Below are 23,090 nucleotides of genomic sequence, written 5' to 3'. Positions count from 1 at the left end.
ACAATCGCCCATTCCTGAGCGAACCGGACCAATAACCCAAGAAGAATATATGACAGTCATTAGCGATTGCGGTGTTTTCGTCGACGAAATAGCGCAGTTGCGACCGCACTCGACGCCCCCGGGGGATCGTCAGCGATCAGCGGCGGATCAGCCGGTCTTCGATCTGGCGCACGGTTTCGACCTCCCGGTCACGAACCGTGCACGCCACCTCCACGAATTGGGCCACCAAAGGCGCGGTCTCGTGGCGCGGCCAGCCGACCGCGGCCACCGACCCCGGCCAGTCGTCGATCGGCACGCAGCGCACACCCGGCGCCGGCAGATACTGCATCACCGCGGAACTCGAGACCGCGACCGCCATCCCGGCCGCGACCACCTGAGCCTCCTCGGTGATCGAATTGATCAGCACGCGCCGGGCCGGGGTCGTCCCGCTGCGCACCGACTCCAGGCACCAGAACTCCCGGTGCGCCGCATCGTCGGTATCGGCACTCGTGATCGGGTCGTCGATCAGGTCCATCACCGAAACCGACCGGCGCTCGGCGTGACGATGGGTGGCCGACACCATCACCACGACCGGATCGACGAACAGTTGCTCGGTCTCGATGTCGGGGGTGCTCACCGGCAACCGCAGCAGCGCCACATCACTGGCCCCGGAGTCCAGGCCCGCCGACGGGTCACCGACCGGGAACTCCCGCATGATGACGTCGACCTCGGGGAACCGGTTGCGGAACTCGTCGACGATCAGCCCCGTCAACTCCAGTGCGGCACCGGGGATGTAGCCCAGTCGCAGCGTGCCCGACAACCCGCGCACCGCCCGCATGGTGTCGGCGACCGCGCCGTCCAGGGCGCCCAGGACGGCATACGCGCCGGACAGGAAGATCTGGCCGGCCTCGGTCAGCGTCACTTTCCGGGTGGTGCGATCCAGCAGTTTGGCGCCCACCCAGGTCTCGAGTTCCTTGATCTCGCGGCTGAGGGCCTGCTGCGTCAGGTAGAGGCGGGTGGCTGCGCGGCTGAAGTGCAATTCCTCGGCGACGACGACGAAGTGGCGCAGCTTGCGGGTATTGATGTCGATGGACGCAAATATATCCCCGAACCTCTTGCATCACACCATCCGAGGCATCTAAATGGATACGACGAAGGGTGCAGGTCATGAGCGTTTGGTTCATCACCGGAGCTTCCCGCGGGTTCGGGCTGCAGATCGCTCGCGACCTGCTGGACCGCGGCCACCGGGTGGTCGCGACCGCGCGGCGCGCCGCGGCGGTCACCGACGCCCTCGGCGAGAACGACAACCTGCTCGCCGTCGCGCTCGACGTCACCGACGATGACCAGGCCCGCCAGGCGGTCCAGGCGACGATGGAACGGTTCGGCCGTATCGATGTGCTGATCAACAATGCCGGCCGCGGTCTGCTCGGAGCGGTAGAGGAGGCCACCGACGCCGAGGTCCGGGCCGTCTATGAGACCAATGTCTTCGGCCTGTTGACCGTCACGCGTGCCATCGCTCCGGTACTGCGGGCGCAGCGATCCGGCGCGATCGTCAACATCTCCTCGGTGGGAGGATTCGTCAGCTCGCCGGGATGGGGCGTTTACGCATCCACCAAGTTCGCCGTCGAGGCGCTTTCCGAGGCGCTTCACGCCGAACTGCGCCCACTGGGTGTCCACGTGATGGTGGTGGAGCCCGGCTACTTTCGCACCGACTTCCTCGACTCGTCGAGCCTGCAGATCCAGCAGAACGTCATCGAGGATTACGCCGACGGCCCCGCGGGCCAGATGCGCGTGACCGCAGGCGAACGTAACCACGACCAGCCCGGCGACCCGGTCAAGGCGGCGGCGGCGATCATCGACGTCATCGAGGCGGACGAGCCCCCGGTACGCCTGCTCCTGGGCAACGACACCATCGCGGCGGTGGAGGCCAAGATCGTCGGGGTGCAGTCCGAGTTGGCCCGGTGGCGCGCGGTGTCCGAATCGACCGACTTCGACGACGTGGGATGAGAACGTCGCGCACATCCCGGTGAACCGGTCACAATCATCGGCATGGGTCTGTTCCCGAAGCCGCACACCGCTCTCACCGATGCCGACGTCGCCGACGCGCTCAGCCGCGCCGTGGCCGTTATCGATCCCCTGCTCGACCTGCTCTCCGAAGCCGATCCGATCGGTCTGCGCAGTCGCACCCGCCGGCTGCTGACTCCGCCGCAGGGATTGACCCAGCGGATCCGCCGGTTCCGGTTACGACACCGCCGGAGCGAGGCCGGTCGTGGCCCCAGCGTCGGCAATCGCGCCCTGAACGCCGGGGCGCTGTTGATCAACGCCGCCGACCTGCCGGGCACCGCGGCCTGGGAGCGAATGAGTCGCGAACAGCGCGTGCACTGGTGGGTACACCGAGTCGGTGCGCTCAACACCCTGGTGGTGGCCTCCCCCGGCGCGTTCGGGTGGCTGTCGCGGGTGGTTCCGGTGGGCGAGCTGGCGGGATTCGTCAACCACGCGATCGTGCTGTGCGCGCTTGCCCGCGAGTACGGCGTGACCGACCGGGGCGAGCAAGTGCGACTGCTCGCGGAGGTGTTGTGTGGGCGTCGCATTCCGGAGGATTTCGATGTTTCCGCACCACGCGATCCGGAGCCGCTGCCGCAGACGCCGCCGCCCGGCTGGAAACCGTTGAAGTCGATCACCTCTTCGACCCCGGTGGTGATCACCCGCACGGTCTGGCAGTTGGCCGGCATCCTGCGGGCGACGTTCGAAGAGGCCGGCAAGCGTCCGCACCCCAAGAAGATCTACCAGCGACTCGGCACCCTTCCCGGATTGGGTTTGATCGCATCCTATTTCGGTGAGCGGGGCGCGTTGATCCGCGCTGCACGCGCCGGGGTGGCCTGGCTTGATGCCAGGGAAGACGCCTCGGAATCCGGTGCGACAAGCCAGCTTTAGAAGACGCGGATCCAGTCTATGAGCATCTCCGCCGGATAGCTTCCCGGCCCGGGATCGCCGCCCCCGGAACCGGCCACCGCCAGGTTGAGAACCGTGAACACCTGGTAGCCGGCATCGTTGAACGGCCAGTCCGCAATCGAATTCGCCGGAACGGTGAAGTAGGGCGCAGCACCATCGACCCAGTCACGCCAGAACCGGATACCGTCGACGTCCCAGCGGCACCGCCAGGTATGCCATGCACTGTCCATCGAGATCTGTTGCGTAGCCCATTCGGCGCCATTGGATTTGGTGTGGACGGTGGTCGCCGACGGCCAACTGCCGTTGCCGTACCACTCCAGTACGTCGATCTCACCCTCGTCGTCGTTGCCCATCCACCAGGCGGGCCAGGCCCCGGCGGTCAGACAGTTCAGTTTGATCCGGGCTTCCCAGGTGTGGCCGATACCGCCCCTCCACCGGCTCTGGACTTTGCCGCTGTAGTAGGTGCCGCCCTCCTTGGCGGCGCGCAGCACGAGGTTCGACTTTCCGTCGATGAACACGTTCTTGCGATCGTCGCGGTACTGGCCGACGTTCTCCGGACGCTCCCAGAACGTCGGGTCCTTCATGGTTTCGCGGGCCCGTGCCACGGTCCACTTCGCGGGATCCGGCGCGGAACCGGCCGGTCCGTCGAATTCATCGCGGAAGAGGTACGTCTGCGACGGTGCGGCGGGCAGGGGGCCCGCCGGCCGCGGTTGTGCCCACGCCTCCGGCAACCGCATCGTCGCAGCGATCATGCCGAATCCGGTCGTCAACATCAGGCTGCGTCGATTCATCTCCGCCACCTTCGCATGAAACCACTACAGCGGCAGGGGCATCAACAGTCCGCCGACACCAACCGGGAGACCGACGTCGCCTAGAACACCCGCACCCAGTCGATGAGCATGTCCGCCGGGTAGTTCCCCTGCCGGGCGTCGCCGCCCCCGGAGCCGCCGACGGCCAGGTTCAGGATCGGGAAGACGGTGTAACCCGGGTCGTTGAACGGCCACTCGCGGCCCGGCTCGTCGATGTTCTCGATGCCGACGGCCGGCAGGGTGAAGTAGGGCTCCATGCCCTCGGCGTAGTCCAGCCAGAAGTACATCCCGCTCTGGTTCCAGGTGACCCGCCAGTTGTGCCAGTTGCCGTCGACCGGAATCGGGTGGGTTTCGAACGCGGTGCCGTAGGGGTTGGCGTGCACGGTGGTGCCCGACGGCCACTCACCGTTGCCGTACCACTCCATCAGGTCGATCTCGCCTTCCCGGCCCGGGTCGTCGTTGGACAGCCACCAGGCCGGCCAGCACCCGGAGGTCTGGCAGTTCAACTTGATTCGCGCTTCCCAGGTGGTGCCGATGCCGCCCCGCCAGTTGCCGTGCACCAGACCGCCGAAGAAGGTGTTGGGGCCCTCCTTGGTGCCCCGGATCACCAGGTTGGAGTTCCCGTCGAGGAAGACGTTCTTGCGGCTGTCGCGGTACTGGTGGAAGAACTCCGGCCGGTCCCAGCCGACGGGACGGCGGATCGGGGTGCGGTGGTTGGAGATCGTCCACTTGGAACGGTCGGGCGCCGAACCGGCCGGGCCGTCGAATTCGTCGTGCCAGATGTAGCTCACCGGCTTGGCGGCCGGGGTGGCGGGCGCCGCCGGTGTCGCGGGTGCCGCGGGGGCGGCCGGATCGGCCGGCGCGGCCGGCGGCTGCGACGGATCGCCCGGCGCTCCGGGGACGTCGGGAACGGCCCTGGCCAGCGGGTTCGGGGCTGCGGCGGCGAACGCGCCAACACCCAACATCATCATGGCCTGGCGGCGGTTCATCTCGGACACGGTGGCAATGTAACCCACCCCGCACCGCTGTCAAACAAGTCGAGCCCCGTGGCGTGGGCTATGTCACGTCGTCGTCCGGTGCACTGTCGTCGAGCACGCCGACGGCGATCCCGTACGGCAGGAAACGCACCCGCCGTTTCGGGTCCGGATTGCGTTGGCCGGCGCGCAGCGCGTCGATCTCGGTGGCGTACACCTGCTCGACCCGCGCGGCCCCGTCGTCGCCGACGGTATAGATGACCCACACCCCGTCGCCGGTCTCGCCGGCGGTCGCCGGTTCGGGGCGCGCCGCCCTGGCCAGGTCGGCGAAGACCCCGGCCCATCCCGGCCGCTCGCCTGCGGTACCGAAGGTGCCCGCGAACCGGTCGAACGCCGCACGCAGGCCCTCGCCGGCCTCGCGCATCATCCGGTCCAAGTCGTCGGGTTCGAATCCGAACGCGCCACTGTCGCCCATTGACTGCCCCTTCCGCACCGGCCGAGAACACCAGTGTGCCCGCGCGCCGCCGATCCGGCCACGGTCAGTTCTGCGGTACCGGGATCGGGATCGGGACCGGCACCAGCGGAATCCGCAGGTATTCGGTGGTCATCGGCACGGTGGTGGGCGTGGGGACGGTGGTGGTGGGCGGTTCCGCACTGCTCGAGGGGACGGTGGTCGTCGGCGGTGCCGTGGTCGTGGTGGGCGGCGCCGTGGTCGTCGTGGGGGTCGTGGTGGTCGTAGTCGGCGGTGCCGTACTGGTTGTGGTGGGCGGCGCCGACGTCGTCGTGGTGGGGGTGGTCGGTTCCGGGGACGGCTCGACGGTGGTCTCCGGAGGAGGCGGCGGGGCGACCTCCGACGACGGCGCGGGCGTACCGGGTTCGACGGGCGCGGGCTCCGCGGTCGGCGACGGCGGCACCACGGCGGCGCTGGTCTCGGGCGCGACCGGGGCTTCGGGCTCGTCGTCGCGGGTCAGGCTGTAGAGGGCGCCGGCGACGGCGATCACCGCCACCAGCAGTCCGACGGCGAACGCATACGCGGGCCATCGCGTGGGGGCCCGACGGCCCGGGGCCGGCGGCGGCGGTGGGGTCACCGGGCGGCGTCCGGTGCCCGGATCCCGGTCGTAGAGGTCCTCGACGTAGGGCACCGGTTCGACACCGGCGCTGCCGTCCTCCTGCGACCAGGCGAAGGCGTCTACGACGGCACCGGAGCCGGGACCGGACATCGCCGTCGGCGCCATGTCGGTGGCGTCGACAGCATCCGCCGCCCTGGTGGCCTCGTCGTCGCGTGGGTCGGGCATGGCTGACTACCTTGGATCGACAACGGCTGGAACGGCCACCATAAGCCGCGCCGAATCGGTCAGGAACCCCGACACACCGGCGTCAACCGGGCTATCAGCGGATTCACACCACCGTCAGCGGCAATGACCTGCGGGTCCGGAACACGAAGTTCGCGCCGCCGCTGACCTTGGCGACCATCACCTCGGGCAGTTCCTTCGCCTCGGTGTCGGCTTCGGTCAGCCGGGCGGTCCATTCGCCGTCCGACCCGTCGACCTCCACCCGCAGCCGCGGGTTGACCGCGGTCGCGATGGCCTGCAGCGGGACCACCTCCTGCGGGGAGCACAGCGTGATCCAGGCGGCGTCGTCGTGCGCCGGGGAGGGGCGCACGGTGAAGCCGTCGTCGCCGAAGTCGGCGTTGACGTAGCCGGTCGGGTTGAGCAGCGGATGCAGCTCGAAGGTCCGCAGTGCCCCGGCGATGTCGTCGGAGAGCTTCATGGCGTTCTTGATCCGCATGGCGGCCAGCCCGGCCAGGCCGGTGAGCTGGCGCCGGCCCACCGAGTCGGCCAGTTCCTCGGTGCCGGCCCGGGCGCGCACCGCCAGCGCGAACGACAGGTAGAGCAGGTGCATCTGCAGGCAGACCTCGTCGGCGATGCGGACCAGTGCCGAATGGGAGAACGCGGTGAAGTCGACGTCGGCCAACAGCGGTCCGGTGTAGTCTGCCAGGCCCTCGTCGGTGGTGTCGATGTCGGCGAGTTCCCAGTTGGCGGCCTTGGTTTCGCTGATCACCGCCAGCGCGGGAATCGGCTGGGCGTCCGGGTAGGACTCGTCGATGATGACGGTCCACTGGCAGTGCGGCGACCGGTCGGCCGGGGTGCGCGGAGGCCGGTGCACGGGACGGCACTGCGCTTTGACATTGGTGGCCACCGCGGTGGCGTCGAACGTCGGGTCTTCGATGGTGTGGCACATCCCGAACACGTAGTCCTCGCCCATCGGTTCCACGTCGAGCAGCGCGCCGCAGCTGGCCAGCTCGAATTCGCCGTTCCAGCGGTCGTGGACGGTGAAGCGGAAGTCCATGAACTGCGGCGGCGATCCGATGTCGAACTGAATGCCCTTGAAGATCGTCGGTACGTCGTCGCCGACGAAGCCCAGTGCCTTCTGCATCCGCCGGGTGTAGATCGGGCTGGAGCCCGCCCACTCCTCGATGGCGATCTGCACCATCTCCTCGCGACCGAATTCGGAGATGCACCATGCCATTCCGGAACGGTCGATCATGTGCCCGATCAGCAAGAGCTCGGGCACCAGCACAGCCAACTCGTCGCGGGACAGCGACGCATACCTGGATTCGGTCACGCATCAAAAAATAGTGTTGTCTATGTTATAAAGTCAACAATGACTGATGCCGCCGGTTCCGTACGGGCCTCCGGGCCCACCCGGCGGACCAGCGCGCCCCGCAAACGCGGCGACGACACCCGCGCGGCCATCATCGACGAGACGGTGCGCTGCATCACCGAGGAGGGCTTCGGCGCCGCGACCGCCAAGCACGTGGCCGAGCGGGCGGGGGTGACCTGGGGCGTCATCCAATACCACTTCGGCGACCGCAACGGCCTGCTGATGGCCGTGGTCGACGACGGGGTCGCGGAGTTGCTGAGCAGCCTGTCCGCAGTGGACGTCGACGAACTGGGGTTGCGCGAACGTATCGAGGCGGTGGTCGACACCGCATGGCGCTGCTACGCCAGCCCGGTCTCGCTGGCGGCGTTCGAGATCCTGCGGGCCACCCGCGGCAGCCTGGGCGAACAGTCCCGCGAGCACCTGCTGCAGACCAACGAGGCCATCAACCGGTTGGGCCGGCTGGTCTCCGACGACCCCGCGGATGCCGGTGTGGCCGAGGTGATCTGGGCTGCGCTGCGGGGAATCGTGTTGGCGCAGATGAGCATCGGCCAGCCGATCGACTGGCAGACCGAGCGGCGGGTGCTCATCGACATGGTCAGTCACTATCTGCAGCGCGCCCGGGACCGGCCCTAGCCGGTCCGCCAGTGCGTCGGCAACGGCCGGGAAGCACGCGGCCGGGTGTGGTACGCCCACGACGACGCCAACCAGCCACTGCCGTTGGTCAACGTGCTGACCGGTTTCGCGTCCTGATCGTCTTTCTTGCCACCGGCCTGCCGGGTGCGACGCGCGTCGGCCTCGGGAGTAGCACCCTGGCCCGCGGTGGTTCCCATCAGCGCTTCCTGGCATGCGGTTCCCGGTGGCAGGCCGACCGCGGCCGGCCGCGGGGACTCGGCGGCGGCCAGCGTGTAGCCCACCGCCTTCGTCTCCGGTGCGGCCGCGGCCCAACTCGGCGGCACCGATAGTCCGCCGATCGGGACGGCCCTGCCCAGCCCCGGTCCGATCACCGGCCTGGCGGCCGCGGACAGCACACCGCGCGGCCCGATCCCCTCGAACGTCAACGCCCCGCCGGCGCCACCGCGGACGTAGACCAACCGCCCCCAGCCGGCACCGTTGCTGACCACGGTGTACATCCCGGAATCGAAGCTCAGCCCGCTGGAGGCGACGCTGGTGAACGGTGAAATCTGGCCCACCTCGGCGTTGAGCGTGTCCCACCACGACGGGCTGCTCGCCGGGGCCTCCGGGTGGGTGGTCTGCGGCGCCCGCTCGAACTTCGGCAGGGCGCTGGCCGGTGCGGCAGTGGCGGCGTAGCCGTACATCGCGGCGGCGTCCTGCGCCCACATCTCCGCGTAGGCCGCCTCGGCGGCCGCGATCGCCGGGGTGTTCTGCCCGAAGAAATTGGTGACGACCAGCACGGCGAGCAGGGCCCGATTGTCGGCCACCACCGCGGGCGGGACCGTCGCGGCGAACGCGGCCTCGTAGGCTGCGGCCACCGCCCTGGCCTGCATCGCGGATTGTTCGGCTTTGGCCGCGCCCGTCTGCAGCCACGCCACATACGGCGCCGCCGCGCCGGCCATCGCCACCGATGTCGGGCCGGACCAGGCGTGGCCGATCAGGCTCGCGATCACCCCGTCGTAGCCGACGGCCGCGACCTCCAGTTCGGCGGCCAGTGCATCCCAGGCCGAGGCCGCGGCGAGCATCGGCGCGGCACCGGGGCCGGTGTACATCCGGCCGGAGTTCACCTCCGGCGGGAGCAGCGCGAAATCCATGGCGGGGCCGATCAACCGGCGGCCGGCGGGCGGGGCACCACGGTCCGGCGCTGCGCGGCGGCGCGCGACGTCGCTGCACCGAGTCCGCGGCCGGCCAGGGTGCCGAGCATGGTCTCACCGAACGCTCCACCCGGTACACCGCCGGCCGGTGCGGAGATGCCCGCGGCGACCGGCGCCGGCCCGCTCGTCGACGCCGAGGTGGCGGGCATCGCCCAACCGGGCGGCACGGTCAGGGCCCCGATCTTGAGCGCGTTGCCCGCGCCGGCCGACAATCCCGCGTGGGGTGCCCCCGCGCCGCCCACGTTGACGCCGGCCAGCCCGGCCTTCCCCAGTCCCAGGTCGCCCAGCCCCAATCCGGCCGGCCCGATCTTCGGCGGGCTGAGGATCTCGCCGAGGCCGCCGGGGTTCTCGGCGTTGAACGCGACCAGCCCGATGCCGTTGTTGATGTTGCTGAGCATGTTCGCCGTACCCGACCAGCTGGTCATGGTGGCGCTCAGTCCCTGGGTGATCAACCCGGTGTAGGGCGAGAACGACCCGATGATCGATGCCAGCGTGTCGGCGGCACCGGTTCCGGCGGCCGTTCCGGCGGCGGCCTGGGCGGCCGGTGCCGCGGCGTCGGTGGTCTGCGGGGGCGGGGTGAAGGAGTTCAGCGTCGAGGCCGCCGCCGCGGATCCGCTGTAGCGATACATTGCGGCCGCGTCCTGGGCCCACATCTGCGCGTACCGGCTTTCGGTCTCGCCGATCGCCGGGGAGTTCTGCCCGAAGAAGTTCGTGGCGACCAGTTGCTGCAGCAGCATCCGGTTGGCGGTGATCGCCGGCGGGGGGACCACCGCCGCCAGCGCCTCCGCGTAGGCCGCGGCACCGGCGACGGCCTGGCGTGCGGTCTGTTCGGCCCGGGTTCCGGCACCGCGCAGCCACGTCGCATACGGAGCCGCGGCCGCCGCCATCGCCGTCGCCGCCGGGCCGGTCCACGCTCCGTCGGCCAGCCCCGAGGTCACCGAGGCGTAGCTTGCGGCCGCGGTGTGTAGTTCGGCGGCGAGGTTCTCCCAGGCCGACGCCGCGGCCAACAGTGACCCCGATCCGGGGCCCGAACAGATCCGTCCGGAGTTGATCTCCGGGGGTAGCACCCCAAAGTCCAGATACACGACGCCCTCCCTCGATGGTGGCCGCCGGTCTGCGGCGAGCGGCAGGCGGCCGGGTGGCGCTCACGAAACGCGCCGAAAATGAACCCCGGGTTACCGGGAGGTGGTCGTCTCCGTGAACTGTCAAACTTCCAGCCATCACACAGGCATCTGCCAGAGTAATTACGTTCACCCGCAATTCATTTCAGCGCTGCTGCAGGTTAATTCGTGGAGTGGATGCTGCTGTGACTATGAGGCATTTTCGATGGTTCGTGGCCGCGGCCGGCGCTGCCGGGCTGCTGTGCCTTGCGGCTCCCGCTTCCGCCGGTCCGGACCCGGACGGCGCGTTCATCGGCGCGATCGACCAGGCCGGAATCGAATACACCCAACCGCAGGACGCCGTCGCGGTGGGCCGGGAGGTCTGCGACTACCTGCACGCCGGGCATAGCCGGGACGCCGCGGCGCGCGCCGTGCGGATCTCCAACCGGAGCCTGTCGGTGAAGAACTCCGCGCGGTTCGTGGCCTTCTCCGAAGCGGCGTTCTGCCCCGACGAATCCGACCACTGACCCGGGAGACGACGATGACCGCTCGCAGAAACCTGGTGGCCGCGTTCGCGCTGGCCGGTGCGCTGGGGGTGGCCGTGCCGGCGGCCGCCGATCCCGGCGACGGCAACTTCCTGGGCGCGCTCGACAAGATGGGCATCACCTACCCGGATGCCGCCGACGCCGTGGCCGGCGGGCATTCGGTGTGTGACTACCTGACCTCGGGGCACTCGGCCAATCAGGCGGCCAAGGCGGTCAAGAACGCCAACCCGAGCCTGACGCTGACCCGGGCGTCGCAGTTCGTGAGCATCGCCCGGGCGGCCTACTGCGAACAGTCCTGAGATCTACTGCGCGATCGCCATCACGGCGCCGGGCCGCAGCCACTGGATGATCTGCACCAGTTTGGCGTCGTCGATGGCCACGCAGCCGGCGGTCGGACCGCCGTCGGTGGTGTGGAAGAAGAAGCCCGCGCCGTCACCGGGGGTGCGGGCGGTGTTGACCCCCATCACCACGGCGTGCTTGTACTGCGGGATCTCGAGGTTCTCACTCGCGTTGGTGTTGAACGCGCACTGCGCCTTCTTGCACACCTGCATGGTGTTGAAGGTCGGGCTGTTGTCGTCGCCGTCCCACCAGTGATCGGGGCCGACCTGTACATACTGCAGTCCCCCACCGGGATTCGGTGCGGTGCCGAACGCGTACGGCAGGGTGAAGACGCCCATCGGGGTGGCCGGGTGTCCGCTCTTGGCCTTCTGAGCCATCCCCGCCGAGCCGACGTGGGCGGGAATCCCGGCGGCCACCGCCTGCCAGCCGGTGGGGCCGCGTTGGTAGACGTCCATCTTGGCGTCGGAGCCGCCGACGCCGACGACGGAGATCACCTGGTTGGCGTTGCCCACCGCCTTGGCGAACCACGGCACCAGGTCCGCTTGGGCGCCGGGTGCGGCGGCCAGCGTCACCACGGCCGTGCACAGGGCAGCGCTGAACAAGCTCAGAAATCGGCGCATCCCGTCATCATCTGTTGACGCTGGAGGCGGGTCAAACACCGGTCACGGCGCGCCGGGATTCCGCCGTTCCAGTTCGTCGACCGGCACTTCGGATTTGAGCAGACCGCGCGAGGACAGATAGTCCCGGAAGTATTCCCGGTGCTCCGGACAGGTCAACCAGACCTTACGACGTTCGGGGGTGTGCAGTTTCGGGTTGTTCCACAGCATGCCGAACAGCGCGTCGGCGCTGCAGCCCTTGCGGGAGCAGACCAGCTCCCCCACCGGGTCGGCGGCATGTTCGCTCATCGGTGGACTCCCTCCTCGCCCGGATTGAGCGCCAGCACCCAGGCCATCAGGTATGCCCAACCCAGTGCCCAGCCTGCCAGCACATCGGAGGGATGGTGCACGTTGAGGGCCACCCGGGCCACCCCGACCGCGACCACCACCAGCGCGCCGACGATCAACGCCGCCCGCCGGGCGTTGGCCCGCAGTGTCGGCAGTACCACCGCCAGCAGGGCTCCGACGCCGATCACCACCCCGAGGGCGTGCCCGGACGGGAACGACGTCGACGACGCCGCCACCAGTGCCGTCGCCGGCCTCGGCCGGCCCACCGACCCTTTGGCCAGCACCGTCAGGATCGACGTCAACTCCACCGACACCAGCAGGAACAATGCGGCACGGGGTCGCCGACGCAGCAGCGCGACCACGATCAGCACCATGCCGGCCAGCCGGAACACCGCCGGCTCGAACACCGTGGAGATCCCGTCCCAGAATCTGACCCAGACCGGATGTTGCACCGCGATGTCGTAGCCGGCGTTCAGCGCCGCGGTATCGGCGCCGGCCAACCAGCCCCATCCCTGACGGTAGCCCACCAACATCGTCACGTAGACCGCCACGGCGACGGCGATCGAGATCAGTGCCGGTGTGCGCCCGGACGTAGCTCGCACCGCCTCAGTTCTCCCCGCGTCCGGCCCCGACGGCCCGCAGGTCCGGCCAGGGCGGGCGGCGCAGCACGGCCAGCGAGGCGATGACCGCCGACAGCAACCCGGTCAGCACCCCCAGCAGCGCGATCCGGTCGGCATCCACCGCGGCCACCCATCGGGCCTGATCGCCGCGGATCACCATCACCCCGAGCGGCGTCGCGGTCACCGCCGATCCGTCCGGACCCGCCGCGCTGACACGCGCGGCGGTGATCACGGTGGCGCCATCGGCGGTCTGGTGGGGTTCGCCGTAGACCAGGTCGACGGCGGCGGTCCCGGCGAATTGATCGAGCGGTTGCGCACGTTTCATGGCGAGCGTCCCTTCGTGTGACTCCTACCATGATCGCGTGGCTGATCCTTCGTTCACCGGGCAGGAGCGCCAAGCCGTGTACCGGGCGATCGCCGAACGGCGCGACATGCGCCGCTTCGTCCCCGGCAGTGTGGTCGACACCGCCGTACTGGCACGCCTGCTGGCGGCCGCCCACGCCGCACCGAGCGTGGGCCTGATGCAACCGTGGCGGTTCGTCCGGATCACCGACGACGCCCTTCGGCAGCGCATCCACGCCCTGGTCGACGAGGAGCGGCACCGCACCGCCGCCGCGCTGGGCCACCGGGAGCAGGAGTTCCTCGCCCTGAAGGTGGAGGGCATCCGGGACTGCGCGGAGTTGTTGGTGGTGGCGCTGCGGGAAGGACGCGACGCGCATATCTTCGGTCGCCGAACGCTGCCGCAGATGGATCTGGCCTCGGTCTCGTGTGCGATCCAGAACCTGTGGCTGGCGGCCCGGGCCGAGGGACTGGGGATGGGCTGGGTGTCGTTGTTCGAGCCGCGGGCGCTGGCCGAACTGTTGGCCATGCCCGCCGATGCCGATCCGGTGGCGATCCTGTGCCTGGGCCCGGTCCCGGAGTTCCCGGACCGTCCGGCCCTGGAGATCGACGACTGGGCCTACCGCCGGCCGCTGGACGAGTTCGTATCCGAGAACAGTTGGGAGCGCGCATGACACCCGCCGACGAGGCCGCCGGGGTCCGGGCGGTCTGGACCGACCTCGACCTGCCCGGAATCATCGACGTCCACACCCATTTCATGCCGAAATCGGTGCTGGACAAGGTGTGGCGGTACTTCGATTCGGCCGGACCCATGGTGGGCCGCCCCTGGCCCATCAACTACCGGCTGGCCGAATCCGAACGCGTGGCGGCGTTGCGTGCCTTCGGCGTCCGCCGTTTCACCTCCCTGGTCTACCCGCACAAGCCGCAGATGGCGGCCTGGCTCAACCAGTGGGCCGCCCAATTCGCCCGCGAGACACCGGATTGCCTGCCGACTGCGACGTTCTATCCCGAACCGGAGGCCGCCGGCTACGTCGAGGAGGCGATCCGGGGCGGAACGCGGGTCTTCAAGGCGCACATCCAGGTCGGCGACTACGACCCGAACGATCCGCTGCTCGACGAGGTGTGGGGAACGATCGCGGACGCCGCGATACCGGTCGTCATCCACTGCGGGTCGGGCCCGCAGCCCGGCCGGTTCACCGGCGCCGAACCGGTGCGCCGACTGCTGGGCCGGCATCCGGGGCTGCCGTTGATCATCGCGCACATGGGCATGCCGGAGTACGACGAATTCCTCGATATCTGCCTCGATTCGCGTGCCGTACATCTGGACACCACCATGGCGTTCACCGCATTCGTCGGCGAGATGATGCCGTTCCCCGGCGGGGCGGATCCGCGACTGCGCGCCGCCGGCGACCGGATCCTGTTCGGCAGCGACTTCCCGAACATCCCCTACGGCTACCGGGAGGCCCTCGACGCGGTCACCGCCGTGCCGGGTATCGACGACGACTGGTTGCGGGCGGTGTTCCACGACAACGCCGCGCGACTGTTCGGCATCGGGTTACCATCCGCGTGAGGCAGCAAGGGCATCATCGACACCCCGGGGGGCGACCATGACCACTGACGTGCCGCCGTTGATCTCACCCATTCCGATTCCCGATGTACCCGGCGCCGACGCCGACGCCCGGGGGTTGCCGCTGCGCAGCGAGTTGTCGTTGCGGGAGAAGTTGATCGTGGACGCCTCGGCGGTCGCCGATATCGGGCTGCGGACCGCGGTCGCGTCCATGGTTGCCGCGGCGATGGTTCCGGAAGTGCTCGCCACGGTGGTGGGCGGTAGAGATTCGGGGCAGGAACGGGAACGCCTGGCGTTCTACACCGAGTTGGCCGCCGAACACGATCCGGTGCAGTCCTTTCCGGCCCCTGCCGCGCCGCCGCGGGTCTCGGCGCGGCGGGCCAATCCCATCGCGGAGCGCATCGCGCACGGCACGGTCGAGAACGTGTCGTTCCGCAGCGGGTTCCAGGCGGTCAACCCGTCGATGCGTCAGACCTGGAACTCGTTGAAGAACAACAACACCGCGCGGTTCCAGCACTGGCGTCACGACGACGGGCCACGGCCGACACTCTGCGTCATCCACGGCTTCATGGGTTCGGCGTACCTGTTCAACGGTGTCTTCTTCTCGCTGCCATGGTTTTTCCGGTCCGGCTACGACATCGCGCTGTTCACCCTGCCGTTCCACGGCCGCCGCGCCGAAAGGCACTCACCGTTCAGCGGCTACGGTTATTTCTCGCACGGCATGGCGGGATTCGCCGAAGCGATGGCGCAGGCGGTGCACGACTTCCGTTCGATGCTCGATCATCTGGAGTCCACCGGCGTCGATCGCTTCGCACTGACCGGCCTGTCGCTGGGCGGCTACACCAGCGCGCTGCTGGCCGCCGTCGAACCCCGACTGCAGGCGGTGGTCCCGAACGTGCCGGTGGTGTCGGTCGAAGACGAGATCCGCGACTGGTTCCCGGCCAACATGCTGATGCGCGGCGGCCAGCGCATGGGGCACATCGCCCCAGCAGATCTGGCCGCCGCGAACGCCTATCATTCGCCGCTGAACTACACCCCGCTGGTCGCCCGGGACCGGCGACTGATCATCACCGGCCTGGGCGACCGCCTGGCTCCGCCGGAACAAGCCGAAATGCTGTGGCAGCACTGGGATCGGTGCGCGCTGCACTGGTTCCCGGGAAACCACATCCTGCACGTCAGCCAGCCGACCTACCTGCGCAGGATGACCAAGTTCCTGCGGCCGTACATGCTCTAGCGGGCAGCGACCGCGGTCGGCACCGGCCACCGCAGGCCGGCGAGATCGTCGCCGGGCAGCGGGGTGTGGCCGTCGAGGGCGCCGCCGGACAACGGGTGCAGCCGCAGCAGAGCGCTACGGTGGTCCCCCTGTTGCGGCACCAGACCGGCCAGCGGTGCACCGCCGTCGGGGGCGGCACCGGTCCGCAGCGCGCAGGCCGCCGCGACGGTACGGCGTCCGGCGTCCTCGGCGAATTCCAGTGCGGTCCACGTCTCGTCGGCGTTGACGGCCCGGATCCGGCTCAGCGTGTCCGCCAGTGCCGCATCGATGCTGACCCGGTAGGCCGCGACGTGATCACCCGAGCCGTCGACCACCGAACGCCAGGTCTCCCGAGCGCTTCCGTCGATCAGCGACGGGATCTCGTCGGTGGCGACCATCGTGGTTTCCCAACCGATTTCGCGGAGGTGATCCGCCAGGCGACGGACCGCGACATCGACGGTCCGCTGCAGCGGAATGGACGCCGAGCGGGCCTGCAATGCGGCCAGATTCGGTGCGGCCGAACAGGTCAGGCCGACCCAGGTCTGGGTGCCGGCCGCGTCACCGTCCGCGCGGGTGGTGCGACTGGTGATGCGCACCCCGTCGGCGCGCAGGCCGTAGCGGTTCAGGTAGCCGGCGATCACCTCCACCGGCAACTCGTCCTGCGCGGCGCCGGCGGTGATCCGCACCGCGGCGGTGGCCCGTGCCCCGGAGGCCTCGCGGCGGCCGGAGTGCGCACCGCCGCCCGAGCGCAGCATCGCCAGGCGGCGACGGGCGATCGTGGTGAAGTGCAGCCCACGCCACCAACCGAGCAGCAGTACCGCCACCAGGATGCCCACCGCGAGTGCCCAACGCTGCGCGGTGGTCTCCCACGGGCTGGCCATCATCGCGGGCACCACGGCCAGCAGTACCAGGGTGATTCGGGCCGGTCCGGGCCGGGGAACGGTGGTTCCGAGGGTGCTCACAGCTGGTTTTCCTTTCGTCGGCGGGCGGCTGCCGCGGCGCCGGTGGCGACGGCGACGACCAGCCCGGCCAGCAACGCGGTTCCGGCGAAGGCCACGACGCGCGGCGCCGGGTCGGCCGGTTCGGGCGCCGGGGGCGGGGTGATCTTTTTGGCGGGTGCGGCGGTCGGGTCCGCAAGGGGCGGCAATTCCCAGGTCAGTGCCGCCACCGGGTCGATGATTCCGGCTCCCACCAGAGCGGACGGTGTGCGCGCCGCGTTGTGCGCGGTGGCGACCAGTCGGTGTGCGACCTGCATCGCGGTCAGCTCGGGGAAGCGACTGCGCACCAGTGCGGCCACCCCGGCGACGTACCCGGCCGCGTACCCGGTACCGCTGAGCGGCACCGGCTTGCCCTGGTTGCCGGGCAGCGCATTGGCCAGGCCACCGTCGTCGCGGTTGCTCACCGAGACGATGTCCTCACCGGGCGCGGCGATGCCGACCCACGGCCCGGCCATGGTGAACCCGGACGGCTGCCCGTCGGCGGACAGGGACGCCACCGACAGCACGTAGGGGTGCCACCACGACGGCACCGACAGCGAGGTGACGCCGGCCCAGTTGCGTGGATCCTGCGGTCGGCTCAGGTCGGTGAGGGGATTGGACTCGCACGCTTCGCTTCCGCCGCCGACCGAGCCGGTCTGGCCGGCGTCACCGGCCGCGGCGACGATCAGCGCATCCTTCTCGACCGCGGCGTAGCGCAGGGCCGCACCCAGTGCCATCTGGTCGACGTTGTGGTCGGCCGGAACACAGGTGGTTGTGGAGATGGTGATGACCCGCGCACCCAGGTCGGCGGCGTGCACGACGGCACGCGCCAGGGCCGTGATGTCGGTGACCACCCGGGTGGTGCGGGGGTCGTCCCCGCCCAGTCGCGGCGAGATGGTGGCCGACGCGGTGCGCAACGACAGCAGTCTGGCCTCAGGAGCCACTCCGGTGAAGCCGTCATCGCCGGGCTGGCCCGCCACGATGCCGGCCACCAGCGTGCCGTGCCCGTCGCAGTCGGTCAGTCCGTCGGTGGTGCCGATGTAGTCACCGCCGGCGTCCACCACCGGCAGCCGGGGCCCGGGCCGGACACCGGTGCCGATGACGGCCACCGTCTGGCCCTCGCCGCGGGTGAACTGCCAGGCCGACGGCAGATCCAGCATCCGCTGGCCCGCCGGGGTGGCGTTGATGTCGCCGCCGGGCAGCAGGCCCGAACTGACGCAGTCGCCGCGCTGTTCCATCGCCGCGACGGGTCCGGGCGCCCCACTGGGCGGCGGCACCGTCGGGTCCACGTTCGGCGGGGTGATCGCCAGGGCCGGTGCGGCGGTCAGCAGCACGGCCAGTGCGGCGATGCCCGTCGCACGAACCGCCTGCTTCATCGAGACAGCACCCAGGTGAAGATGCCGACCAGGTATGCCATCACCGGGATCAGGCTGGCGTCGACGCCGGAGGCCAGGAAGCCCACCAGACGCCGCACCGGCAGCGAATAGCTGTCCGGCGACGCGACGGTCGGGCTCAGCGAGACCACCGCCCAGACCGCCACCAGGGCGGTCAGGACCAGCACCGCGCCCAGCGCCGCGGCGTAGCGACCGGTGGCCGCGTAGCCGACCAGCAGGGCGATTGCGGTCAGGTGCGGCTCGGCCAGCAGCCAGGCCTTGCACCACGCCGAGTCCCACACCCGCGCCCGCAGCACCGAGGCGACGGCGATACCGGCGACCACGTACCAGGCCCAGCCCGAAAGACCTTCGGGGGCAAAGGCGATCGCGACCGATCCGAGCACGGCCAGCAGCACCGAGCCGGCGATGAAACCGGTCTGGTGGGCGTCGGTGACCCGGACCCGGCGCGGCAGGTCCTCCAGCACGCTCTGCGGCAGCGCCGACGGGGTGGGGTCGCCCGGGGCGGGGATGACCGGCAGCGGCAGCCGTGCCCACAACGCCGAAACCTGCGGTGCGGCAACGGTCAGCAGCAGCGATGCGGCGATCAGGCCGCATCCGAGGCTGAGCGGCGGCAGCGCCCAGAAGGTCTTGACCGCGGCGGCGGCCAGCACGCCGACGCCCACCACCGTCGCAGCGGTGAAGAACGCGATCCCGCGCTCACCACGGCCGCCCGGGGGCAAAATCAGGCAGATCAACGACCAGGCACTGACCGCGGCCGCACCCAGCACCAGGTGTGCCGAACCGAACGCTCCCGGCACGGCCAGGGCACCGGCCGCGGCGACCGGTGCCAGGGCGGCGATCGACAGGGTCAGGGCGGCCTCGGCCGACCGGGTGCGGCAGGCCAGCGCGGCCAGCACCGTGAGCAGCGCGATGACGCCGGCCGCGACCAGGCCGGCCGGTTCACCGGTCAGCGCACGGTGTGCGGCGGCCAGGCCGGTGGCGGCCAGCACCAGGCCGGATCCGGCGGCCAGCGCGGCACGCTGAATGTGCTGGGCGCCCCAGGGCTTACGCCGGGACGCGGAGAAGATCACGGCGGCGTCGGCGATGTCCTCGACGATGCCGGGCGCGGCCGGACCGACCGGCACCGGACGCAGCGCCAGCAGGTCGCCGTCCACCACCCCGACGGTGTCCAGGCTGGCGTCCAGGCTGAACGGAGCGCCGCCGACCGGCGCCAGGCTCAGCCGGGTCGCCGCGCCGTCACCGGATTCGCCGTCGTCGCCGGTGTCGGGCGATACCAGGCGCTGTACCGCGGGCAGGATTTCGCGCAGCGGCAGTTCCGCGGGCACGGCCATCTCGGTGAGCCGGCTGTCGGACAGCACCGCGATGCGGACGATCGGCATGACGGCGCTGGTCAGCACCGGAGCTTCGGTCATTGGTGTTCCCTATTCTGTTTCTCTACAAGGACGTTGTTCGTGCTGTTCAGGACAGCTGGGTGGTGAAATCTCTGGACAGCCGTTGACCGGGGAACCAGCTGCCCTCGGGCAGGGTGGCGGTCAGCTGTTCGATCGCGACCGCGGTCGCAAAGTCGTTCCCGGGGCGGAACGTCGACACCCATTCACCGTCGAAGGCTTGCGACGGCGTGACCAGAATGCGGCCCGCATCGGTGTCGACCAGACTCATTCCGACGTCGGTGGTGGTGTGCCGCCCGTCTCGCGCGCAACCGGCGACGACCTCGACGTAACTGCGCGGGCCGCTGAACACCGACTCGACGATCGGGCGTGCCGAGGCTGGAATACCCAGGTAGTCAAGCACTTCGGTAAGTGGGGTACCGGCACGCAGCCGTTCGTCGGCGCGGGCGCCGACGCGGGCGGGCAGGGTGAACTCGTCGAATCGGGCCGGCGGCCGCTGCCGCAGGCCCGCGCCGAGCACCGGCACCAGCAGCCGGGGGTCGTCGATGTCCATCATCGTGAAGGTGACCAATTGGGCGTTGCGCAGCGCCACCACGGTGCGGCCGGATTTTCCGGTGCCGCCGTCGCGGCGCGCGACGATGCCCCGCAACATCTCGGGCGTCCCGCCGGCGGACGAACTCACATAGCGCAGGTCCAGCCAGCGGTCCGGGAAGCACACCACCCGGATCCATTCGGCCACAGCCGGATTGACCGTGCCCTCCGGGGAGACGACTCCCATCCGGGTCAGCTCGTCACGCTGACGTGCCATGAACGCGCCGCGTTCCCCGGCGTCGGTGTAGGGCATGGTGATCGCCAACACCCACGGAAAAGATCCGGCGCCGACGGTTTCGGCGATGTACCAGGCCTGCTCGACGGTGAGTTCGGCGGCGTTGGGTGCCACAGTCACCCCAATCACCGCCTCACCGTCGAACAGGCCTCGTGCATAGGGAGAATCAGCCCCACTTGGCGGCTTCGGCGGTGTCGCGCGCGTTCATCATCATCGTGTTGGCCTCATGGGTGGCCGCCATCGCGTGATACGCCCGCACCAACTCCTCCATCACCTGATTCCACTGCGCCTGCCACGCCTGATACGTCATCCCCGTATCGCCCTGCCACGCCGCCTGCAACGCCGCCTGCTCACTGGCGATATCAGCACCCACCGCCTGCAACGCACCCGCATACCCGTTCATCTCCGCCGCATGCGCCAACATCGCCGGATAGTTGTACATAATCTGCGTCATCGCACAAAACCTCCCTAAACCCCGGTGTAACCCGACGCAGCAGCAGCATCGGCCGCCACATACGTAGAACCGGCATCCGCCAAATTCACCTGCGCCATATCCAGCAACGCATTCACCCGCGCCGCCATCGCCACAAACCGCGCATGCGACCCCTGAAACGCCGCCGCCGCCTCACCGGTATGAAACGCCTGCGCCGACATCGCCGCCTGCTCCGCCTGCGCCATCGTCGACCGCATCAACGCCGCCTTGGCACCAAACGCCGACTCCGACGCCACCAACTGCGGAATATGCGCATCCAACAAACTCATCACCACACCCCTTTCTCGATTGTCATCACTGCTGTTTTCTTCGGCACTTCTAGGTCGACCCGGCTTCCGGCTCCGTGTCGACACGTTCTTGCTCGCCCCAGGTTTCGGGCAACATCGGCGCACTGGGGCCCCCGCCGAATCCGTCACCGGTCAAGGTGGTCAGCCCGGATGCCGTCGCCTCGGCACGCTTGCCGACGGTTCCGGTGAAGCCCAACGTTCCGGCGCCGCGGTCCGAACCGGCCGCCGACGGCGCCGTCTCCGGCGCCGCATCGGCGGGACCGGGACCGGCGTTCATATCCATGAATTCGTCGGCGTGGTCGTGCAGCACCGCACGGCGCCGACGGCGTGCCCGAGACCGCTCCCGGGCGGAGGCACCGACCGCCGCCGCAGCCGCGGGCACCCGGGCGGCGGGCGCTTTGGCCTTGTTTCCCTCGGTGAGGGTCGGCCCCAGACTGGTGCCCGGGTCGGCGCCACTGACCAGGTACCCGAATCCCATCGCCCCGGCCGCCGCGGGCGGCGCCGCCACCGTGGAGGTGGCCGGTGCGGCGGGAACACCGGCCGCGCCGGGGGTGGCGATCCCGGGGCCGAAGCCCGCCACCGCCACGATCGGCCGGTCCGCCGACGGGGCCACGCCCGGCGCCGGCGCCGGCGCCTCGTCGAGGGTCCAGTCGCCGCCCAGCAGATCCGCGAGATAGGCCAGGCCGACGCCGAGCATGATCGGTGCGGCCACCGCTGCGCCCAGCATGACCCCCCAGAAGGTCCAGCCGAACGGAATGAAGAAGGCCTCGTAAGCAATGAAGAACAGCAACGGGAACCAGGTGACCAGGGCACCCGGGGTGGACAGGATCTCGCGGATCACGCCGACCGGGTCGGCCAGTAGCTGGCCGAGTTGCTCGAAGAGCCGGGTGAAGAAATCCCCGTCACCCGACGAGGTGTCCTCGGCGGGCAGCGCGGTGTCGGCCTTGACCACCGGCGGCGCCTGCACCGCGCGCGGCGCCGATGCCAACGCCGCCCCCGACACCGCGTGATAGGTGCTCATGGTGGTGGCGGCCTGGATCCACATCCGGACGTAGTCGGCCTCGTTGAGCGCGATCGGAATGGTGTTGATCCCGAAGAAGTTGGTGGCCACCAGCGTCCCGTGCGTGACATGGTTGGCGGCCAGCTCGGCCAGGGTCGGCATGGTCGCCAACGCACTGGCGTAGGCGGTGGCGGCCACTTCGTGCTGTGCGGCCACCCCGGCACTGTCGGCGCTGGCCTGGCCCAGCCAGGCCAGATACGGCGCGTGCGCCGCCAGATACCGCTCGGCGCTGGGCCCCTGCCACGCACCGGTCTGCACCGCACCGAGCAGCGCGCCGAGCTCGTCTGCCGCCGAGGAGTACTCGACGCTGAGCGCATTCCACACCCCGGCAGCCGACAACAACGGACCCGGACCGGGTCCGCTGCTCAGCAATGCCGAATGCACCTCCGGGGGGGAGGCGATCCAGACCGGGGCGGGAATCATCAGCCGCGGGCGCCCAAGAAGTAGGTCGAAGCACCCGCGGCGTCACCGGCCGCGTAGTTGACGCCGGACTCGCCGACACCGACACCGGCACGGCCCAGTTCGGCGGCGCCCTGCGCGGCCACCGCGGCGTGCTCGCTGCCCTGCGCACTGAAACCGGCGGCGGTCTGCAACGACACCGGGTCGGCCGCCGGGGGGACCACCGCGGTGATCAACGGGGCGGCGCTGGCCTGCGCGGCCGCCAGTCGAGCGGTCAACGCCTCGACCGCCGCGCTGGCAGCGGCCAGACCTTCGGGAAGCACGTTGAGGGTCATGACAGTTTCTCCTTCCACACG

Annotated in this window: 28 protein-coding genes; 8 read left to right on the top strand and 20 right to left on the bottom strand. The window is 70.0% G+C overall.

Going from position 1 to position 23,090, the window contains the following annotated elements:
* Positions 1–136: 136 nt before the first annotated feature.
* On the bottom strand, positions 137–1,048 hold the full coding sequence (locus RCP38_RS01315; RefSeq protein ID WP_308477461.1) for a LysR family transcriptional regulator: 912 nt from the start codon (positions 1,046–1,048) through the stop codon (positions 137–139).
* A 98-nt stretch (positions 1,049–1,146) separates the two neighbouring features.
* Between RCP38_RS01315 and RCP38_RS01310 the strand changes: the two genes are divergently transcribed.
* Both RCP38_RS01310 and RCP38_RS01305 read left to right on the top strand, forming a co-directional pair.
* On the top strand, positions 1,147–1,986 hold the full coding sequence (locus RCP38_RS01310; RefSeq protein WP_308474906.1) for an oxidoreductase: 840 nt from the start codon (positions 1,147–1,149) through the stop codon (positions 1,984–1,986).
* Positions 1,987–2,028: 42 nt separating this feature from the next.
* On the top strand, positions 2,029–2,913 hold the full coding sequence (locus RCP38_RS01305) for a hypothetical protein (protein ID WP_308474905.1): 885 nt from the start codon (positions 2,029–2,031) through the stop codon (positions 2,911–2,913).
* On the opposite strand, the gene RCP38_RS01300 is transcribed toward RCP38_RS01305, so the two are convergent.
* The 5 genes from RCP38_RS01300 to RCP38_RS01280 all read right to left on the bottom strand — a co-directional run bounded on the left by RCP38_RS01300 (position 2,910) and on the right by RCP38_RS01280 (position 7,339).
* Positions 2,910–3,731, bottom strand: a complete 822-nt coding sequence (locus RCP38_RS01300; RefSeq protein WP_308474904.1) for a glycoside hydrolase family 16 protein — start codon at positions 3,729–3,731, stop codon at positions 2,910–2,912. The two genes, RCP38_RS01305 and RCP38_RS01300, sit on opposite strands and share 4 nt — an antisense overlap.
* 71 nt (positions 3,732–3,802) lie before the next feature.
* Entirely contained in the window at positions 3,803–4,729 is a 927-nt protein-coding gene (locus tag RCP38_RS01295; RefSeq protein ID WP_308477460.1) for a glycoside hydrolase family 16 protein, read from the bottom strand.
* Positions 4,730–4,796: 67 nt separating this feature from the next.
* Positions 4,797–5,189, bottom strand: coding sequence for a hypothetical protein (locus RCP38_RS01290; protein WP_308474903.1), 393 nt, complete (start codon positions 5,187–5,189; stop codon positions 4,797–4,799).
* A 64-nt stretch (positions 5,190–5,253) separates the two neighbouring features.
* Positions 5,254–6,009, bottom strand: a complete 756-nt coding sequence (locus tag RCP38_RS01285) for a hypothetical protein (protein ID WP_308474902.1) — start codon at positions 6,007–6,009, stop codon at positions 5,254–5,256.
* 103 nt (positions 6,010–6,112) lie between these two features.
* Positions 6,113–7,339, bottom strand: a complete 1,227-nt coding sequence (locus RCP38_RS01280) for a hypothetical protein (protein WP_308474901.1) — start codon at positions 7,337–7,339, stop codon at positions 6,113–6,115.
* 39 nt (positions 7,340–7,378) lie between these two features.
* Here RCP38_RS01280 and RCP38_RS01275 point away from each other — a divergent pair, with 39 nt between their 5' ends.
* On the top strand, positions 7,379–8,011 hold the full coding sequence (locus RCP38_RS01275; protein WP_308474900.1) for a TetR/AcrR family transcriptional regulator: 633 nt from the start codon (positions 7,379–7,381) through the stop codon (positions 8,009–8,011).
* Here RCP38_RS01275 and RCP38_RS01270 read toward each other — a convergent pair.
* Positions 8,008–9,144, bottom strand: coding sequence for a PPE family protein (locus RCP38_RS01270; RefSeq protein WP_308474899.1), 1,137 nt, complete (start codon positions 9,142–9,144; stop codon positions 8,008–8,010). The two genes, RCP38_RS01275 and RCP38_RS01270, sit on opposite strands and share 4 nt — an antisense overlap.
* Positions 9,145–9,155: 11 nt before the next feature.
* A complete protein-coding gene (locus RCP38_RS01265; protein ID WP_308474898.1) occupies positions 9,156–10,289 on the bottom strand; it encodes a PPE family protein in 1,134 nt (377 codons plus the stop codon).
* Positions 10,290–10,516: 227 nt separating this feature from the next.
* Here RCP38_RS01265 and RCP38_RS01260 point away from each other — a divergent pair, with 227 nt between their 5' ends.
* Both RCP38_RS01260 and RCP38_RS01255 read left to right on the top strand, forming a co-directional pair.
* Positions 10,517–10,831, top strand: a complete 315-nt coding sequence (locus RCP38_RS01260) for a DUF732 domain-containing protein (protein WP_308474897.1) — start codon at positions 10,517–10,519, stop codon at positions 10,829–10,831.
* A 14-nt stretch (positions 10,832–10,845) separates the two neighbouring features.
* Complete coding sequence (locus RCP38_RS01255) at positions 10,846–11,148, top strand: DUF732 domain-containing protein (RefSeq protein WP_308474896.1); 303 nt, start codon at positions 10,846–10,848, stop codon at positions 11,146–11,148.
* 3 nt (positions 11,149–11,151) lie between these two features.
* On the opposite strand, the gene RCP38_RS01250 is transcribed toward RCP38_RS01255, so the two are convergent.
* From RCP38_RS01250 to RCP38_RS01235, 4 genes are read right to left on the bottom strand one after another with little or no spacing between them, the layout of a single operon-like run.
* On the bottom strand, positions 11,152–11,808 hold the full coding sequence (locus RCP38_RS01250) for a L,D-transpeptidase family protein (RefSeq protein ID WP_308474895.1): 657 nt from the start codon (positions 11,806–11,808) through the stop codon (positions 11,152–11,154).
* A 42-nt stretch (positions 11,809–11,850) separates the two neighbouring features.
* Positions 11,851–12,093, bottom strand: coding sequence for a hypothetical protein (locus tag RCP38_RS01245; RefSeq protein ID WP_308474894.1), 243 nt, complete (start codon positions 12,091–12,093; stop codon positions 11,851–11,853).
* Positions 12,090–12,734, bottom strand: coding sequence for a phosphatase PAP2 family protein (locus tag RCP38_RS01240; RefSeq protein WP_308474893.1), 645 nt, complete (start codon positions 12,732–12,734; stop codon positions 12,090–12,092). The genes RCP38_RS01245 and RCP38_RS01240 overlap by 4 nt, the downstream gene beginning before the upstream one ends.
* 4 nt (positions 12,735–12,738) lie before the next feature.
* Positions 12,739–13,077, bottom strand: a complete 339-nt coding sequence (locus RCP38_RS01235) for a hypothetical protein (protein WP_308474892.1) — start codon at positions 13,075–13,077, stop codon at positions 12,739–12,741.
* Between the two features lie 37 nt (positions 13,078–13,114).
* On the opposite strand from RCP38_RS01235, the gene bluB reads away from it, so the two are divergent.
* From bluB to RCP38_RS01220, 3 genes are read left to right on the top strand one after another with little or no spacing between them, the layout of a single operon-like run.
* Positions 13,115–13,765: a 5,6-dimethylbenzimidazole synthase gene (gene bluB, locus RCP38_RS01230; RefSeq protein ID WP_308474891.1), complete on the top strand. Its 651-nt coding sequence runs from the start codon at positions 13,115–13,117 to the stop codon at positions 13,763–13,765.
* Complete coding sequence (locus tag RCP38_RS01225; RefSeq protein ID WP_308474890.1) at positions 13,762–14,661, top strand: amidohydrolase family protein; 900 nt, start codon at positions 13,762–13,764, stop codon at positions 14,659–14,661. Before bluB ends, RCP38_RS01225 begins: the two co-directional genes overlap by 4 nt.
* A gap of 37 nt (positions 14,662–14,698) precedes the next feature.
* Complete coding sequence (locus tag RCP38_RS01220; RefSeq protein ID WP_308474889.1) at positions 14,699–15,892, top strand: alpha/beta fold hydrolase; 1,194 nt, start codon at positions 14,699–14,701, stop codon at positions 15,890–15,892.
* Here the strand turns inward: RCP38_RS01220 and eccE are convergent.
* The 8 genes from eccE to RCP38_RS01180 are packed head-to-tail and all read right to left on the bottom strand — an operon-like array spanning position 15,889 to position 23,069.
* Complete coding sequence (eccE, locus tag RCP38_RS01215) at positions 15,889–16,872, bottom strand: type VII secretion protein EccE (protein WP_308474888.1); 984 nt, start codon at positions 16,870–16,872, stop codon at positions 15,889–15,891. The genes RCP38_RS01220 and eccE overlap by 4 nt on opposite strands.
* Positions 16,869–18,263, bottom strand: coding sequence for a type VII secretion-associated serine protease mycosin (gene mycP, locus RCP38_RS01210; RefSeq protein ID WP_308474887.1), 1,395 nt, complete (start codon positions 18,261–18,263; stop codon positions 16,869–16,871). Before mycP ends, eccE begins: the two co-directional genes overlap by 4 nt.
* Positions 18,260–19,693, bottom strand: coding sequence for a type VII secretion integral membrane protein EccD (gene eccD, locus RCP38_RS01205; RefSeq protein WP_308474886.1), 1,434 nt, complete (start codon positions 19,691–19,693; stop codon positions 18,260–18,262). The genes mycP and eccD overlap by 4 nt, the downstream gene beginning before the upstream one ends.
* A gap of 46 nt (positions 19,694–19,739) precedes the next feature.
* Positions 19,740–20,615 (bottom strand): ESX secretion-associated protein EspG, encoded by an 876-nt coding sequence (locus tag RCP38_RS01200; RefSeq protein ID WP_308474885.1) that lies wholly within the window; start codon positions 20,613–20,615, stop codon positions 19,740–19,742.
* Positions 20,616–20,661: 46 nt separating this feature from the next.
* Complete coding sequence (locus tag RCP38_RS01195; protein WP_308474879.1) at positions 20,662–20,949, bottom strand: WXG100 family type VII secretion target; 288 nt, start codon at positions 20,947–20,949, stop codon at positions 20,662–20,664.
* A 14-nt stretch (positions 20,950–20,963) separates the two neighbouring features.
* A complete protein-coding gene (locus RCP38_RS01190) occupies positions 20,964–21,257 on the bottom strand; it encodes a type VII secretion protein EsxS (protein ID WP_308474878.1) in 294 nt (97 codons plus the stop codon).
* A 49-nt stretch (positions 21,258–21,306) separates the two neighbouring features.
* Positions 21,307–22,755: a PPE family protein gene (locus RCP38_RS01185; protein WP_373692536.1), complete on the bottom strand. Its 1,449-nt coding sequence runs from the start codon at positions 22,753–22,755 to the stop codon at positions 21,307–21,309.
* Between the two features lie 2 nt (positions 22,756–22,757).
* Positions 22,758–23,069: a PE family protein gene (locus RCP38_RS01180; protein ID WP_308474883.1), complete on the bottom strand. Its 312-nt coding sequence runs from the start codon at positions 23,067–23,069 to the stop codon at positions 22,758–22,760.
* Positions 23,070–23,090: the final 21 nt, after the last annotated feature.

This window comes from Mycolicibacter sp. MU0083, from assembly GCF_963378075.1.
Taxonomy (GTDB): domain Bacteria; phylum Actinomycetota; class Actinomycetes; order Mycobacteriales; family Mycobacteriaceae; genus Mycobacterium; species Mycobacterium kokjensenii.
Note: the sequence above shows the minus strand (reverse complement) of the source record. Positions and strands in the feature narration are given on the sequence as shown.

Bases quoted from the DNA above. Each gene is read 5' to 3' on its own strand.
- RCP38_RS01310 (WP_308474906.1), top strand. From the start codon at position 1,147: ATGAGCGTTTGGTTCATCACCGGAGCTTCCCGCGGGTTCGGGCTGCAG.
- RCP38_RS01305 (WP_308474905.1), top strand. From the start codon at position 2,029: ATGGGTCTGTTCCCGAAGCCGCACACCGCTCTCACCGATGCCGACGTC.
- RCP38_RS01295 (WP_308477460.1), bottom strand. From the start codon at position 4,729: ATGAACCGCCGCCAGGCCATGATGATGTTGGGTGTTGGCGCGTTCGCC.
- RCP38_RS01290 (WP_308474903.1), bottom strand. From the start codon at position 5,189: ATGGGCGACAGTGGCGCGTTCGGATTCGAACCCGACGACTTGGACCGG.
- RCP38_RS01285 (WP_308474902.1), bottom strand. From the start codon at position 6,009: ATGCCCGACCCACGCGACGACGAGGCCACCAGGGCGGCGGATGCTGTC.
- RCP38_RS01275 (WP_308474900.1), top strand. From the start codon at position 7,379: ATGACTGATGCCGCCGGTTCCGTACGGGCCTCCGGGCCCACCCGGCGG.
- RCP38_RS01270 (WP_308474899.1), bottom strand. From the start codon at position 9,144: ATGGATTTCGCGCTGCTCCCGCCGGAGGTGAACTCCGGCCGGATGTAC.
- RCP38_RS01260 (WP_308474897.1), top strand. From the start codon at position 10,517: ATGAGGCATTTTCGATGGTTCGTGGCCGCGGCCGGCGCTGCCGGGCTG.
- RCP38_RS01255 (WP_308474896.1), top strand. From the start codon at position 10,846: ATGACCGCTCGCAGAAACCTGGTGGCCGCGTTCGCGCTGGCCGGTGCG.
- RCP38_RS01250 (WP_308474895.1), bottom strand. From the start codon at position 11,808: ATGCGCCGATTTCTGAGCTTGTTCAGCGCTGCCCTGTGCACGGCCGTG.
- RCP38_RS01245 (WP_308474894.1), bottom strand. From the start codon at position 12,093: ATGAGCGAACATGCCGCCGACCCGGTGGGGGAGCTGGTCTGCTCCCGC.
- RCP38_RS01235 (WP_308474892.1), bottom strand. From the start codon at position 13,077: ATGAAACGTGCGCAACCGCTCGATCAATTCGCCGGGACCGCCGCCGTC.
- RCP38_RS01225 (WP_308474890.1), top strand. From the start codon at position 13,762: ATGACACCCGCCGACGAGGCCGCCGGGGTCCGGGCGGTCTGGACCGAC.
- RCP38_RS01220 (WP_308474889.1), top strand. From the start codon at position 14,699: ATGACCACTGACGTGCCGCCGTTGATCTCACCCATTCCGATTCCCGAT.
- mycP (WP_308474887.1), bottom strand. From the start codon at position 18,263: ATGAAGCAGGCGGTTCGTGCGACGGGCATCGCCGCACTGGCCGTGCTG.
- eccD (WP_308474886.1), bottom strand. From the start codon at position 19,693: ATGACCGAAGCTCCGGTGCTGACCAGCGCCGTCATGCCGATCGTCCGC.
- RCP38_RS01195 (WP_308474879.1), bottom strand. From the start codon at position 20,949: ATGACGCAGATTATGTACAACTATCCGGCGATGTTGGCGCATGCGGCG.
- RCP38_RS01190 (WP_308474878.1), bottom strand. From the start codon at position 21,257: ATGAGTTTGTTGGATGCGCATATTCCGCAGTTGGTGGCGTCGGAGTCG.
- RCP38_RS01180 (WP_308474883.1), bottom strand. From the start codon at position 23,069: ATGACCCTCAACGTGCTTCCCGAAGGTCTGGCCGCTGCCAGCGCGGCG.